Genomic DNA, 14,752 nt, shown 5'->3' with positions numbered 1-14,752 from the left:
AATCATGCAAAATTGGCCCGAAATCCATGACGCGATGCAGCATGTGGACATCGTGCTGTTTGATCAGTTTTCCAATCATTGCCTCGCCAACTTTGTGGAACCCCTGCGGGCGGCGAACGGGTTTTTGCAACAACGGCACTACAGGTGGCGTTTCGTGACGCTGGATGGCGCGCCGGTTCAAAGTTCAAGTGGCTTGCGGATTGCGCCGGATGCAGCGCTGGCTGACGCGGATGGCAGGGCGCTGATGCTCATGCCATCCTACGGCATCCGCGACCTTGATCGGACAGAGGTTGTGCGTGCACTCAAACAGGCGTCACGGGGCAAGCGTTTGCTTGGCGGGTTCGACACCGGCGCATGGCTGCTGGCGCGTGCGGGGCTTCTTGATGGCTATCAGGCGACAATCCACTGGGATGTGCTGGACGCTTTTGCCGAGGCCTTTCCCGACACCGATACGCTGCGCGCCCGCCACGTGATCGACCGGGATCGGGTCACCTGTTCGGGGGCGATGGCTGCATTCGATCTTGTGACAGAACTCATCGCTGCGGCCCACGGGGCGGGTATCGCCCTCGACATCACACAGATGTTCATGTTGCGCGATGCGGTGCCCACGGTGCGCCCGCTCAAGGCCGGGCGCAGCGTGACCCGTGCAGTGGCGCTGATGCAGGATCATGTCGAAACCCCGCTCTCGATCCCTGAACTGGCTCGCCGGGTGGGGTGCACCCAGAAGACGCTGGAGCAGCGGATGAAGACAGCGCTGCGCGCAAGCCCCTCCGCCATCTACCGCAGGCAGCGTTTGAACGCGGCGCGGCGGCTGGTGCTCGACAGCGATTTGCCCGTCTCGGAAATCGCGGGGCGGTGCGGCTACGACAATGCCAGCGCGCTGACGCGCGCATTCCGGCACGCCTTTGGCCAAAGCCCCAGCGCGCTGCGCCGGGGCGAGGATCAGGAGGGTTTCGGTACCGTTTCCCCTTCGGCCGATCGCATCGGGAAGATGCGGCGCAAGGCGACGTAGAATACGGGCGTAAAGAACAGACCCAGGAACGTGACCCCTGACATGCCGAAGAAGACGGCTGTGCCCAGGGCCTGCCGCATCTCGGAACCGGGACCGGTTGCGATCATCAGGGGCACAACGCCGAGGATAAATGCAAACGCGGTCATGAGGATCGGGCGCAGGCGCAAGCGGCAGGCGTCAACTGCGGCCTCGGCGGGTGACATGCCCTTCTCCTCTTGTGCCTGTCTGGCGAATTCTACGATCAGAATTGCGTTCTTGGCCGCCAGTCCGACCAGCACAAGCAGGCCCACCTGGGTCAAAATGTTGTTGTCCATGCCGCGCAGCATGACACCGGTCAGGGCGGACAGAACGGCCAGCGGCACAACGAGGATGATGGCCAGCGGCAGGACCCAGCTTTCATAGAGTGCGGCGAGGAACAGAAAGACGAACAGCACCGAAAACGCAAAGATGTAGGTCGCCGCATTCCCCTGGTTGCGCTCTTGCAGCGCAAGTTCGGTCCATTCGTAATCGATGCCCGGCGGCATTATTTGCTCGGCCAGTTCCTCCATCGCGATCAGCGCGTCGCCTGTGGACACACCCGGCGCTGCGTTGCCTTGGATCGGCACGGACACAAGCTGATTGTAGCGTTGCACAAGGGCGGGACCGGCAGTGTCGACAACCGATACCAGCGTGCCGAGGGGCACCAGAGCCCCTGTTGCCGTGCGCACGCGCAGAGTGCGGATGTCCTCCTCATCCAGTCGGAACTGCTGGTCGGCTTGCGCGCGGACCTGGAACAGGCGGCCAAACGCGTTGAAGTCGTTGACGTAAGCCGAGCCCAGGTTGATCGACAGAGTCTCGAAAATCTCGCCAATGGGCACGTTCAGCATTTGCGCGCGTACCCGGTCGATCTCAAGGAATACCTGCGGTGAGCTGGCTGAGAAGGTGGTGAAGACGCCTGTCACCTTGTCGGATTGCTGTGACGCGCCCATGATGGCGTAGGCCGTTTGCAAGACCCGCGACATGTCAGCGCTTTCGGTGTCCTGAAGCTGCATCTTGAAGCCACCGCCGGTGCCCACACCGCTGACTGCAGGCGGGGCGATGGCGATGATGAACGCCTCGCGGATGGCCTGCATCCGGCCAAAGATCTGGCCGACAATCGCATTGGCATTCAGCCCGCTTTCAAGCCGCTCTTCGAACGGGGCGAAGGTGGTAAAGATCACGCCCTGGTTGCTGGCATTGGTGAAGGTGGCGCCGGAGAACCCGGCGAAGGCCACGGCGTTTGTGACACCCGGTGTGCCCAATGCGATTTCTGTCGCCTGCTTCATCACCGCGTCGGTCCGGTCCAGAGACGCGCCCTCGGGCAATTGTACCACGACGATGGCGTAGCCCTGATCGGCGTCGGGGATAAAGCCGGTCGGCACCTGTTCGTTGACCCACCACGCAGAACCCAGCAGTGCAATAAAGGCCAGGAACATCACAGCCATCATGCCCCATGTGCCCACGATCAGGCGAACGATTGCGGTGTAGCCGCGTGTCATCGCGTCGAAGCCCCGGTTAAACGTGCCGGCAAAGATATCCACGACGCGCGCAAGCGGATTGCGGGATGGCTTGGCATCATGCGGCTTCAGCAGGATCGCGGCGAGGGCCGGGGACAAGCTGAGCGAGTTGAGGCTGGAAATGATCGTCGCCACGGCAATAGTCACCGCAAACTGTGCGTAGAACTGCCCGGTGATCCCTGGCACCATGGTTGCGGGCACGAAGACGGCGATCAGCACCAGTGATGTGCCGAAGATGGCGCCCTGCACCTCATCCATAGTGCGCTTGGACGCTTCGCGCGGGGACAGTCCGTTTTGGATGTTGCGTTCCACGTTTTCGGTGACGACGATTGCGTCATCGACAACGATCCCGATGGCAAGGATCAGGCCAAAGAGTGTGAGCAGGTTGATCGTATACCCAAGGGCCAACATCACCGCGAATGTCCCGATCAGGGACACGGGTACGGCCAGCAGGGGTATGACCGCCGTGCGCCAGCTTTGCAGGAAGACAAGGATCACGATGACGACCAGCAGCACCGCCTCGAAAAGCGTGGTGTAGACAGCGTCGATCGAGGCGCTGATGAATTCGGTCGGGTTGTAGACCACACGGTATTCGAGGCCATTGGGGAAGTCCTCGGCCAGCTCATCCATTGTTGCGCGCACTTCGGCAGCGGTATCGAGCGCGTTTGACCCCGGTCGCTGGAACACGCCAAGTGCCACGGCGGGTTTGTTGTCGAGATAGGAGTTCGTGACATAGGACCGTGCCCCGATCTCTACCCGTGCTACATCGCGCACGCGCACGACGCGGCCATCTTCGGACGCTTTCACGATCACGCGCCCAAACTCGCGCGGGTCTTCCAGCCGCCCTTGGGTCGTGATGGACACCTGGAACGCATTGTCAGCCGCATTTGGCGGTGCCCCAAGCGAGCCACCCGACACCTGCACATTCTGTTCGCGCAAGGCACCAACCACATCACCGGCAGTCAGGCCCAGCGACGTCAACTTGTCCGGATCCAGCCAGACACGGGCCGAAAATTCGCGTTCGCCAAAGATCACCAGATCGCCGACCCCGTCGATCCGTATCAACCTGTCGCGCACGCGGGCGCGGGCGTAGTTGGAGACGTAAAGCTGATCGAAGCTTTCGTCTGGCGACAGCATGTGCACGACCATCATCAGGTCGGGCGAGGATTTGGTTGTGGTGACCCCCAGTGCCCGCACCTCTTGCGGCAGACGCGGTTCGGCGATGGCAACGCGGTTTTGCACCAGCACCTGCGCGGCATCCAGATCCGTGCCCAGCTCAAACGTGATTGTCACGCTCACCGTGCCATCGGCGGTCGAGTAGGAGGACAGGTACAGCATCCCCTCGACCCCGTTGATCTCTTGTTCCAGCGGGGTGGCCACGGTGTTTGCGATGGTTTCGGCATCAGCACCCGGATAGGCGGCACGCACCACGATAGAGGGCGGTGCGATCTCCGGATACTGCTCGATCGGGAGTTGAAAGAACGAGATCAGACCGACGATGGTCATGATCAGCGACACAACGACCGCAAAGATCGGGCGAGAAACAAAAAAGCGGCCCATCTTAGTTTTCCGCGATTAGCGGTAGATCAACCCACTCGGGGTTCACGGTTGTGCCGGGGCGTGCCGTGACCAGCCCATCGATCACGATGGTTTCGGTGCCGTCCATCCCCTCTCGAATGACCCGGTAGCCGTCGATGCGTGGCCCCGGACGGACGGGCAAGGGGGTCACAACGCCGTCTTCCCCAACCGTCATCACCAGGCGGCGATTCTGATCCGCGACAATGGCGCGATCCGGCACAAGGATGCCCTCATAGGGCAGCGAGCCGGGGACGTTCACGCGGCCAAACAGGCCCGGCGTCAGCAACTCGTCCGGATTTGGCAGGACGGCTCGCACGCGCATTGTGCCTGTCGCGGCGTCGATCCGGTTTTCTGAGAAATCCAGATGGCCGGTTTGTGCCGGGATGCGTGTATCCGACAGCGTTACCTTGACCTCAAGCGCGCCGCCCCCCTCTTGCAAAGCGCTGCCGCGCGCCCGGGCGTCGCGGGCATAAGCAAGGAAGTACCGCTCGTCGATGTCGAAGAAAAAGTAGATGGGGTCGTTCGAGACGATGCTCGTCAACTCGGTCTGGTTGGCGGACACAAGGTTGCCCGGATCAAGCCGCGACCGGTCGATCCGACCTGCCATGGGCGCGCGTATTTGGGAAAACTCCAGATCCAGTTCGGCCAATTCCACCGCTGCGCGCGCCTGTTCCAATGCGCCTTGGGCGGCCAGATACGCCTCGCGACGTTGGTCCAGGACACTTTGCGGAATGGTGCCGTTGCCGATCAGAGCCTGTGCCCGTTCAAGCTGTTCCTCGGCAAAATCATAGGTGGCGGTGGCCACGTCGATTTGCGCGCGGGCCTGACGCAAGGCCGTGTTGAACTGGCGTTGGTCGATGGTGAATAAAAGCTGGCCTTGCTCGACCAGACTGCCGTCCTGAAAATGAACCTCTTCGAGGTACCCCGACACGCGGGCGCGCACCACAACTTCGGATTGGGCTTCGAACCGGCCCACGAATTCGTCATCTTCCACGATGGTTTTGACGACCGGGCTTGCCACCGTCACCGTCGGTGGGCCCTGCTGGGCCGAGGCCGCGATGCCAAAGAACGCCAGAACCCAAAAGCAAAGAAATACGTAATTTTTCATGGAAACGTTCCTATCTGTGCGGCGCCTTCGAATCGTGGTGCACGTCGTTTGTATAATGCACGCGATCACACATCATGATGACAGGAATTGTCTCGTGAACTGCGCACAGTCGGCTTCAGCATATCACTTGGTGACGTCAAATGCCTTGTTTTCCAAGGGCAAGCCTGTGCAGCTTTCAACTTATTCTAGCATTTTTGACAATCATCGGCGATGATTGGCTTATTCTTACCGCCAATTGTTTGAGCACATTATGTCTGTCCTTCCGTATTCCGTCCAACGGGTCCTTTTTTCCGTTATTGAAGCCATTCCACCCGCAGCAACCCTTGTTAACAGATGGGCGATCAATCGTGTTGTGAACCGCGCGCGACCCCGGCCGCACCCGCTCAGCACCGAGCGGGACTATGTCTGGTGGGGCGGTCTGACCGACAGGCGGTGGAGCGGGCGGCACCTGCCGCCAAGTCCACGGGACAATCCCCCGGATCCCGAAGCACTTGCCGATCTGTTTCGACGCAAGGATGGCACTCAACGCATGTGCCCCAAGTCGACCTGCCTGTTTCCGGCCTTTGCCCAGTATCTGACAGATGGGTTCATCCGCACCGAGTCCGAAGATCTGGTGCCGGACGGAGAAGACCCGGCGCACCGTCTCAAGCGCAACACGTCCAACCACGAGATTGACCTTTGCCCGCTTTACGGACGGAACCGGGAACAGACGCTCGCGCTGCGGCACCGGTCTGAAAAAGCGGGTGAAAAGGGGCGCCTTGCCTCGCAGATGATCAACGATGAGGAGTACGCGCCGTTTCTATATGAAAACGACAAGGTGAACCCGAAATTCGCGGTACTGGACCCACCTTTGGGTCTCAGCAAAACGACCGAGACGCAGCGCGCGACCCTCTTTGCCTTTGGCGGCGACCGGGCCAATTCCGTTCCGCAAGTGGCGATGCTCAACACGCTGTTTCTGCGCGAACACAACCGCCTCGCGGCTGAGATTGAGGTGCAGCATCCCGATTGGGACGATGACCGCGTGTTCGAGACGGCCCGCAACAGCGTGATCGTGATGTTCATCAATATCGTGGTCGAGGACTACATCAACCACATCTCGCCCTTGCCCTTTAGCCTGCGCGCCGACCCCTCCGTCGCGTGGAACGCGCCATGGAACAAGCCCAACTGGATCACGACCGAGTTCAGCCTGCTCTACCGTTGGCACGCGCTGATCCCCGACGCGCTCAAGTGGGGTGCTGAGGCGCGCCCGGTCGCATCGACCTTCATGAACAACGCGCTTCTGATCGACGGCGGGCTATTGTCGGCTTTCGAAGGGATCAGCGCCACGCAAGCGGCTGAGCTGGGGCCCTGCAACACGGCAGAGCAGCTTCTGCATATCGAGGTGGCCTCGATCAAACAGGACCGCGACTGCGCGCTGGCAGGGTTCTCGGACTATTGCGATTACATGAGCCAACGCCGCCCCGTGAACTTCGAGGCGATCTCGTCCGACCCGGATGTGGCGGGGATGCTGCGCGACTTTTACGACGGCCCGCGCGACGTGGATTTCCATGTGGGGCTCTTCTGCGAGGACCGCGTGCCCAACAGCCCCTTGCCAAACCTTGTGCTGAAGTTCGTGGCGCTAGATGCGTTCAGCCAGGCACTGACCAATCCGCTTTTGTCGCGGCACGTGTTCAAGCGGTCGACCTTCTCCGGCCCCGGCTGGCGCGCGATCAACCGCACGCAGACCCTGCGTGACGTGGTTGATCGGAATGTCGATGGTGGCGCGGGTGATACCTTTATCGGGATGACCCGACCGGAATGGCGGCCTGAGTAGTAAGTCGGAAGGGCAGGCCGGGTGCGAGCGGTTCACCGGCCAGTTGCCCGATATGCCATGCCAGAACAAGGTTGCTGGACAGGACAGGAATGCCCTGCGCGGCTTCAATCACTGGAATGGCGTCAAGAGTCCGAAGGTTCGTGCAGGACAGGAACAACGCATCGACCTGATCGAGTTTCGCCCTTCCATCACAGCTTTCAACTAACCGAATGACATTGGGGCAAGCTCATCGCCCTCCTGCTCTGGGCTGACGAATGTCTTGAGGCACAACCTGATCTGTCATGTCCTCTTGTTTCATCCTAATTGACAATTGGTAAGCGATCGCATTCCATCCACTCGTCAGCATGGTCGTCACCTCTGGGTGGCGCTAAGAGGGAATGAGGTGCGGGCGCTTTGCCCAAGTCCTTGACTGCCCCCGCAACTGTAAGCGGAGCGCTGGCACCATAGAGGCCACTGAGCGCAATTGCGTTTGGGAAGGCTGGTGCCAACATCAATCCGCAAGTCAGGAGACCTGCCTGCTGATCAAATTCGATCAACCAGGCGGGGTGACCTGGGAGGAGTGGACCGATGCACGACGCCTATACGGCAACATTTCCATTGTGCATCTCAGGCACCGTTCGGCAGCCTGGCCCGACCTTCCCCTGCTGTTCAGCGGGGTGGGATACATGCGGGATGCAAATCTAACGCTATCAGTTTGTTTGCGGTGTCGCGATGGGCGCGAGACCCGCGACGCTGATCTGGAAAAACGAGGCGGGCAGCGGCTATCTCAGGGGGTGGCAGCTGCCTTTTCCGAAAGCGAGGCCGCTCAGCTTGGCGTCCAATTGCGCGGCGTAAATTGCATGAGCCAATGCAAACGCCCATGCACAATCGCGCTCTCGGGCAGAGCCCGCTTTACCTATCTTTTCGGGGATCTTGATCCAGAGATCGGCGCAGCTGATGTGCTTGCCGTTGCTGCAGCTTACGCAAAATCAGCAACCGGCTTATTGCCACGCAATGTTCGCCCCGATGTTTTGCAAGCGGGCATTCTGGGCCGCATCCCACCGCTCGACTTCAATGGCGAGCTGATTGAGCCAATCATCCCTCGACCTTCCCATCACACACAAAAGGACGACGTCCAATGATCCGTTTCCGATCGAATCGACTGCTTGCTGTAGCAGCCATTGCAGTCACAACGATGGCGCCAATGATCTTGAAGGCCCAAGATGTCACCATCGGCCAAACCTTTCTGGCGAGCGGCCTCGACCCAGCAGAGGGCTCAAACGGTTGGGCCGTCGTCAGCCACGGAGTCGGCGAGCAATTGTTCCGCGTTTCACGCGAGGGCGAAGTGGTGCCGAACCTCGCCGCCTTTGCAGTTCTGAATGATGATGGGACATGGACCATTGATCTTGCGACGGACCGTTTCTTCTCGGATGGCACACCGGTCACGGCGGAAGCTGTCGCCGAGGGGTTCAACCGGACCGGCGAGAGCAACCCGTCAGCTCGCGCTACTGCGGGCCGACTGACGTTCACGGCTCTGGATGCAAACACGCTAAGCGTAACGACGGAGCAACCGACCACGATCCTGCCCTCGATCCTCGCGGAATGGGCCTTTCCAGTCTACAAGATGGACGGCGAAATTCCTGTCTTCACGGGACCATTTGTAGTGACGGAGTTTGAGCCAGGTGGCTCGATCGAGATGGTCCCCAATGCGCACTACGAGAACGCAGAAAACCGTCCCAATGTAACACTGCGCCGGATCGCTGATGGGCAGTCGATGGCTCTGGCTTTTGCATCGGGCGAGTTGGACATGGCCTTCAACCTTCCCGTCGAGTCGCTGCCAATGCTGGAGGCCGTCGAGGGCGAAACGGTTTCTTTCCCCGTAGGCTATCAATACATGATGTGGATGAATACGACCTCGCCTGCCTTGTCAGATACGCGGGTGCGGCAGGCGATCGACATGGCTATCAATCGCTCTGATTTGGTTACCGCTGCCCAGGCAGGCGTTCCCGCAACAGGCGCGTTTGCACAAAGCTTTCCCTTCGCTGCGACGGAAGAATTAACCTATGATCCTACGGTCGCCGCCGCGCTTCTTGATGAGGCGGGCTGGACAGTGAGTGCAAATGGGGTCCGCGCAAAGGATGGCGTGGAGCTTGAGCTCGTGCTCTACGCTTATCCGCAGCGGCCCGACCTTGTGACCTTTCAACCGGTTGTCCGTGCTGCCTTGGCTGAGATTGGCATCGGCGTCACCACCCAGGTGACCGATACCGCCAGCGAACTCGCAGGCAGCGGCGAGTTCGATATGTTCCTTTGGGCAACCCATACGGCCCCAGCGGGGGACCCGGGTCTGTTCCTGTCGCTTTTCTTTGAAACCGATGCGATCTGGAACCATAGCCGTTGGTCAAACCCTGACTATGATGCTTTGATCGCCGAGCTGCGCGCAGAGGGTGATCCGCAAGCTCGCATCGACCTGGCCCTTCGGGCCCAAGAGATGATCGCAGCCGAAGCGCCGGTCTCTTTTCTCGTAACGCCCGAATGGCATGTGGGTCTGTCGCCTGCACTGGCGGGTTACGAACCTTGGGGCTCGGACTATTATGTAATCCGTCCTGATCTAGTGGTCGCTGAGTAGCCCGCAGGATGCGAATAGAGGTGGCAGCACGAACCCTCGGTCGACTGGTCTTGTCCTGGTTGGCCGTTACGGCTGCCGCTTTCGTACTTTTGCGGCTGATGCCCGGCGACCCGATCGCAATCTTTCTCGACCAATTGTCTGTCCAGGCTTCGCCTGAGACGGTTGCAGCCTATCGAACACAATGGGGTCTTGATGGCTCCTTGCTCGGTCAGTTCCTGCGCTGGCTCTTGGGCTTTCTAACCCTGGATTGGGGTGTTTCGTTCGAGACGGGTCGCGCCGTATCCGAGGATTTCGCGGCGCGTCTGCCATATTCAGCCGCGATTGGATTCGGCGGTATGGCATTGGCCGTTTTAGGCGGCTATGGGCTCGGATTCTTGGCAGCATTGAGGCCGCATGGATGGGCAGATGTTGGCTCCCGTGCGCTGGTCGTGGCGGGCCAGGCTCTGCCTGCGTTCGCCGTGGGCCTCGTCTTGCTTTGGGTGCTTGGCGTGCAATTGCGCTGGATCAACGTCTTTGGCGGCGGCCCGGTTGAGCGCGTTGTCTTACCAATGCTCTTGGTGGCGGTGTTCTCTATAGGTTCAATGGCGCGGATCACGCGTGCGGGGTTCATGGATGTCAAAGCCAGTCCCTACTTCCGCACTGCACTTGCAAAGGGTCGCTCGACCACCGGCGCTCTTTGGCATCACGGGCGAGCTTCGGGCGCTCTGGCGCTGATCGCGGCGCTTGCGCCCGAGCTGGCCTGGATCGTCGGAGGCACTGCGGTCGCAGAGATCGTCTTTGCCGTGCCGGGCGTCTCAGAACGGGTCGTACAAGCTGTTAACAACCGCGACTATGCCATCCTGCAGCCCTACATTGCCCTTGTGGCGTTGTGGGTAGCTGTTGTGTTGCAGGCCGGACGCGCATTGCGCCATGCGCTGGATCCTAGACTGGCATGAGACAACCCTCGCTTATCCTAATTGGGATGATTGTCGTTGGGATAGGCAGTTGGATTCTCACAGCTGGTTTGAACGACCCGCACTCGATTGATCTCGCCAATAGGCTTGCAAAGCCATCTGTCGGTGCGCCGCTTGGCACTGATCATTTGGGGCGCGACCTCGCAACTCGGGTCGTACTAGGCATTGTTCCCTCACTGACGGCTATCGCGATGGTGCTTGTTGGCGGCATCGGCATTGGCGTGACCGCCGGTGGGGTTATTGCATTGGGGCCGCCCGCCTTACGAGGTGCAGTCGCTTGGCTTGCAGAAACGGTTCTTGCCGTGCCCACACTCGTTACAGCGCTGGTTCTATCGGCTATCTTTGGCGCCGGTGTTTGGACAGTTGCGATGGCCCTCATTGTGACGTCCTGGGCCCCCTATGCGCTCACCATCGCGGCGCTGTTTGACCGCATCCGCGGCGAGACTTACTGGCGCGCTAGTGAGGCCTTGGGGACCACGTTGCCTGCAGCGCTGTGGCGCCACATGCTGCCCAATGCATGGCCCGCGATCGGCGCTTTGGCAGGCGCGGATGCTGGCCGCGCCGTCATACTGGTCGCGTCTTTGGGCTTCATCGGCCTGTCTGCCGATACCGGTCGACCGGAATGGGGCGCAATGATCTACGAGTACCGGGTGTTTCTTTTTACCGAGCCGCGTCTGGTACTTGCCCCAGTTATCGCATGCGCGCTGGTCACCACCCTGCTGCACCTGTTGTTTGATCGCCAAGGAGACCGTCGGCGCTAGGAAAAGCTGTATCGCGAGGGCCTGGAAATGCGATTTGCATGAGTGTTAACTTTGTTGTGGCCGGAGTACTGGATAAGAGCTCGCTCTCTAGCGCTTTAGAGTAAAAGTAGTCATTATCGATACGGCCCAAAGCCGACCTTGAGCTTGGCCTTTGGATGCTGCGGTCACAGCCCGCTTACCGGCCATTCGCTGCGGCGCAGAGGCACACCCAAAGACTAAAGAACCACTCGTTAAAGGTTCTTTTGCCATTGCCGCGTTCTTCGTCTTATCGCGCGTCAGTGATCTGTTGTTCGTTCAGAACGTGATAGGCCCAGTCGCCGCCGCTTTCCTCCAACTGCGCCGTAAAGATGCGTTTGCCGTCAGTACGAACATTAATCAGACCGTAGCGAATTCCGCTCACAGCCTTCACCGTGTCCAACCGCGGCCAGTCGAATGATGAGCTCTGGCTAGAACCCAAGAACAGCCTGTAGTGTGCCATTTCATCTTTGGTATTGTGAACCTTTTTAGCGCCTACCGGACGCTTGCGCTCATATTTGGGCTGCGGCTCAGAATACTCGTTCATTTGTCCGATTTTGGTAATCCCGACGCTGCGCGCCACTTCGGTCATATAGACCATAGGTGCGACCAGATGGTCGCCCTCTAGTAAGCGCCTACCTGTCAAAGCGCTGGCTGCAACAATTGTCGGGCGCGGATGATCATGCGTTTCAGCATCCCCGGACGAAATTACGGTTACAAGAGGACGAAGCCCATCGAGGAACTTGTACGAAACATCGTGACTGCCATGATGGCAGCCTTTGGCAACGTCGCATCGATACTCGGTTGTAAAATTCGACCCAAACGTCTCCATGATGTGATTTTGCGAATGAGTATTGAGATCCCCGGTCAACAGAATACGCCGGTCGCCGTAGTCTAGACGCAGCACAATACTATGACCATTTGTGTTTTTTGAAGTTCCATCCGGAAACCGCTTTAGTCCGGGCTGCCCGCTAACGTCGGATTCAATTGGTCCAAGCACGCGCATCTGACAATCACTGTCGCCGCCTGGTCCAAATCCAGGCAAAAATTTACCTGTCTTGTCTGAGATACGGTCAATGCGGCTCGGCGCGCCAGAGTTACGTTTGCACTGTGTAGCTGCGGCAATAAATTTGCCCCATGAGCCATTCAAAGTATCAAAATCAGGGTTCGCCAAGTTTGCAGTCGCGGCCAATGCACTCGAACGATTTGTCAACAACTTTGTATAGTTGCCGTTGCTGACCGTTCCAAGCGAACGCTTCGTTTTGCCACTGGCAGTGTGACCATTAAACCACCAAGACAGTCCGGCATGGTAAACGGTCTCTATCGTCACTCCACCAGCATCCAGTTCTTTCAGATTCTTTTCGTCTTGGTCGATCAGATCCCAAAGTCCACCGAAATGGTCCAAATCGTTGTGGCTGGCAATCATTGCATCTAGGCGGATTTTCGTTTTCTCGACGTTATCGCGATCTTTGAAATTCACGTAGTCGCGGGCGAACTTCCAATCTACGAAGTCAGCAGCGTTCTTCCCGCCCTGTTGGTTCTTGCGAATGTTTCCCCCATCGACCATCACGTGATGACCTTCTGGAGTCACCACTAGTAGACCGTCGCCTTGGCCCACGTCGATGATGTAGACTTCAAGCAATGCCTCACCGCCAAGATGGCGTTTGTTCACCCAATTGGTACCTCCACGACCTGAAATTCTTTTAACATCGCCATCTGTTTGCAAAACCCGAACTCGATCACCCCAAATGAAGGTACCTCGCTGGCCGCTTGGGGGTTTTCCCCCATCGTCAGATTTTGCTTTTGCGGCGGTTGAATAGTAGCGAGCAGTGTCGGACTTAACGACATCATCCCACCATTTGTCTCGTGCTGGCATCACACTCTCCCTAATTTTCTTTGGTTCTCAATACTCTTTAGAGTACACAATCGAACCGTTTCAGCCAAATGAGGGTTTGAGAAGCAGATTTCCCGGCCCAAAGCAGCCTTTCACCGACGATTTGCGATGCTGCACCCGCATTCCGCGTAGCAGCCGTACGGGAACAACGCGAACGCAGAGATCTGACTATATCTCCTTCGATGGCTCGATGACTCGATGGCTCGATAGCTCGATGGCTTAAACTTATAGCTTCAAAAAGGGTAAGAACGCGCTAAGCTACGTCCATAGCAAAAGTATTCGTTTGAGTGATCTATGAAGATTGACCACAAGTACCTCGAGTAGCTCGAAAGTGAAATTGTCCAACGGGTTCACCAAACGGTAGAACAGCGCCTTTTTCGCAAGTATTTATATATGGGTACTTTCGTGGGAGCTGTAATCGGCGTTTTTGGCTGGTCAGTGATCGATTCTGTCAGGGACCAGGCCACTAGCTTAGCCAAGGACGCAGCTCAACCCGCGATTCAGCAAGCCGAAACTGTAATATAGGAAGCCACTGATGCTGCAGCTGAGGCTCGGAGCGCTGCCGATGCGGCGACGATCAGGCTACAGAGCATCGATGAGTATCTCGACCGCCGTGAGCAAATACTGAGAGAAGTCAGATCGGATACCAGAGCACAACGTCGCTTGGCTGAAGAAATGCGGGAAGAAACAGAGGCATTTTTTGCAACTACACGAGAAAAATCTGAAGAATTAGATGCATCAAGGCAAGAGCTCGCAGAGAATTTTCAATTTCTGAATGACAACCTTTCTGAGTATCAGACCCGCACTGAGGAATTTGGAATTGAGTTAAACCGGCTAGCCAGCGCAGGCGACTTGGAAACTGTTGCCCGGTCGGTCGATCTCCTTGGCGCTCAGCTAGCAGCTATGAATGATCAACTCTTGGAGCTCACTCAGAAGGCTTCAACGACCGAAGAGTTGTTCCAAAAAGGTGCGGACGGTGCAGTGATAGAAGAAGCGGTTGCGGAGGTTGCATCCGAGAAGCCGAGCGATGTGGGTACTACAACCGTCTATTTTCAATTTGCTGGATCTAGCCGTGAATTGGCCGAGGCAATTTCCGCAAGATTAGAAGATCGAGGTTATTTCATGCCGGGAGAAGAACGCACATCGATTGCCGCAGGGAAACGTGAGATCCGCTTTTTCTTCGACGAAGATCGAGAGCAAGCAGAGGGGTTGATGAAGGAGCTAAACGATGTCTTGCTCGTGATGGGCCTAAAGGCAGATGTTTCCCTAGCTGACTTCACCAATTTTCAGGGCGCTAAGCCTCGCCGCAAGACCTTGGAGCTTTGGCTTGAACCCGTGCCACTTTAAACTTAGATTTCTTCATTGGGTTCGGCCTGTCCGGCCCAAAGCTGCCCTTTGCCGTGCTCTCATGTTCTGCACTGCAGCTTTCCTAAAACGGACACTGCTCAATGTTGCCTGCTGCGCGGTGGGGCAGCAGC

General features: G+C 58.2%; 10 protein-coding genes, 1 pseudogene and 1 riboswitch. Of the genes and pseudogenes, 7 read left to right on the top strand and 4 right to left on the bottom strand.

Annotated elements, in window-relative coordinates; all coding sequences use genetic code 11:
• The first annotated feature begins 4 nt into the window (after positions 1 to 4).
• Positions 5 to 1,012, top strand: coding sequence for a helix-turn-helix domain-containing protein (locus tag RA29_RS19725; protein ID WP_082029640.1), 1,008 nt, complete (start codon positions 5 to 7; stop codon positions 1,010 to 1,012).
• Here RA29_RS19725 and RA29_RS19720 read toward each other — a convergent pair.
• Both RA29_RS19720 and RA29_RS19715 read right to left on the bottom strand, forming a co-directional pair.
• A complete protein-coding gene (locus RA29_RS19720) occupies positions 943 to 4,107 on the bottom strand; it encodes a multidrug efflux RND transporter permease subunit (protein WP_039689278.1) in 3,165 nt (1,054 codons plus the stop codon). The two genes, RA29_RS19725 and RA29_RS19720, sit on opposite strands and share 70 nt — an antisense overlap.
• A 1-nt stretch (position 4,108) precedes the next feature.
• Complete coding sequence (locus RA29_RS19715; protein ID WP_039689276.1) at positions 4,109 to 5,233, bottom strand: efflux RND transporter periplasmic adaptor subunit; 1,125 nt, start codon at positions 5,231 to 5,233, stop codon at positions 4,109 to 4,111.
• 250 nt (positions 5,234 to 5,483) lie between these two features.
• On the opposite strand from RA29_RS19715, the gene RA29_RS19710 reads away from it, so the two are divergent.
• Positions 5,484 to 7,046: a peroxidase family protein gene (locus RA29_RS19710; protein ID WP_039689274.1), complete on the top strand. Its 1,563-nt coding sequence runs from the start codon at positions 5,484 to 5,486 to the stop codon at positions 7,044 to 7,046.
• Here the strand turns inward: RA29_RS19710 and RA29_RS23020 are convergent.
• Positions 7,009 to 7,215, bottom strand: a pseudogene (locus RA29_RS23020) (Asp/Glu racemase); the annotation flags it as partial. The gene RA29_RS19710 and the pseudogene RA29_RS23020 sit on opposite strands and share 38 nt — an antisense overlap.
• A gap of 158 nt (positions 7,216 to 7,373) precedes the next feature.
• Positions 7,374 to 7,580, top strand: a riboswitch (cobalamin riboswitch).
• A gap of 11 nt (positions 7,581 to 7,591) precedes the next feature.
• Between RA29_RS23020 and RA29_RS22610 the strand changes: the two are divergent.
• The 4 genes from RA29_RS22610 to RA29_RS19690 all read left to right on the top strand — a co-directional run bounded on the left by RA29_RS22610 (position 7,592) and on the right by RA29_RS19690 (position 11,365).
• On the top strand, positions 7,592 to 8,167 hold the full coding sequence (locus RA29_RS22610; RefSeq protein WP_152613095.1) for a DUF1636 domain-containing protein: 576 nt from the start codon (positions 7,592 to 7,594) through the stop codon (positions 8,165 to 8,167).
• Positions 8,164 to 9,651, top strand: coding sequence for an ABC transporter substrate-binding protein (locus RA29_RS19700; protein ID WP_039689271.1), 1,488 nt, complete (start codon positions 8,164 to 8,166; stop codon positions 9,649 to 9,651). Before RA29_RS22610 ends, RA29_RS19700 begins: the two co-directional genes overlap by 4 nt.
• A gap of 20 nt (positions 9,652 to 9,671) precedes the next feature.
• Positions 9,672 to 10,586 (top strand): ABC transporter permease, encoded by a 915-nt coding sequence (locus RA29_RS19695; protein ID WP_193743594.1) that lies wholly within the window; start codon positions 9,672 to 9,674, stop codon positions 10,584 to 10,586.
• Positions 10,587 to 10,654: 68 nt separating this feature from the next.
• A complete protein-coding gene (locus tag RA29_RS19690) occupies positions 10,655 to 11,365 on the top strand; it encodes an ABC transporter permease (RefSeq protein WP_193743593.1) in 711 nt (236 codons plus the stop codon).
• 265 nt (positions 11,366 to 11,630) lie between these two features.
• Here RA29_RS19690 and RA29_RS19685 read toward each other — a convergent pair whose 3' ends face one another.
• On the bottom strand, positions 11,631 to 13,256 hold the full coding sequence (locus tag RA29_RS19685; protein ID WP_152613094.1) for a hypothetical protein: 1,626 nt from the start codon (positions 13,254 to 13,256) through the stop codon (positions 11,631 to 11,633).
• A gap of 681 nt (positions 13,257 to 13,937) precedes the next feature.
• Here RA29_RS19685 and RA29_RS19675 point away from each other — a divergent pair.
• A complete protein-coding gene (locus tag RA29_RS19675; protein WP_152613093.1) occupies positions 13,938 to 14,621 on the top strand; it encodes a hypothetical protein in 684 nt (227 codons plus the stop codon).
• Positions 14,622 to 14,752 lie beyond the last annotated feature (131 nt).

The sequence above is a fragment of the Tateyamaria sp. ANG-S1 genome (assembly GCF_000814025.1).
Classification (GTDB): Bacteria; Pseudomonadota; Alphaproteobacteria; order Rhodobacterales; family Rhodobacteraceae; genus Tateyamaria.
This window is presented reverse-complemented; position numbering and strand designations above follow the sequence as displayed.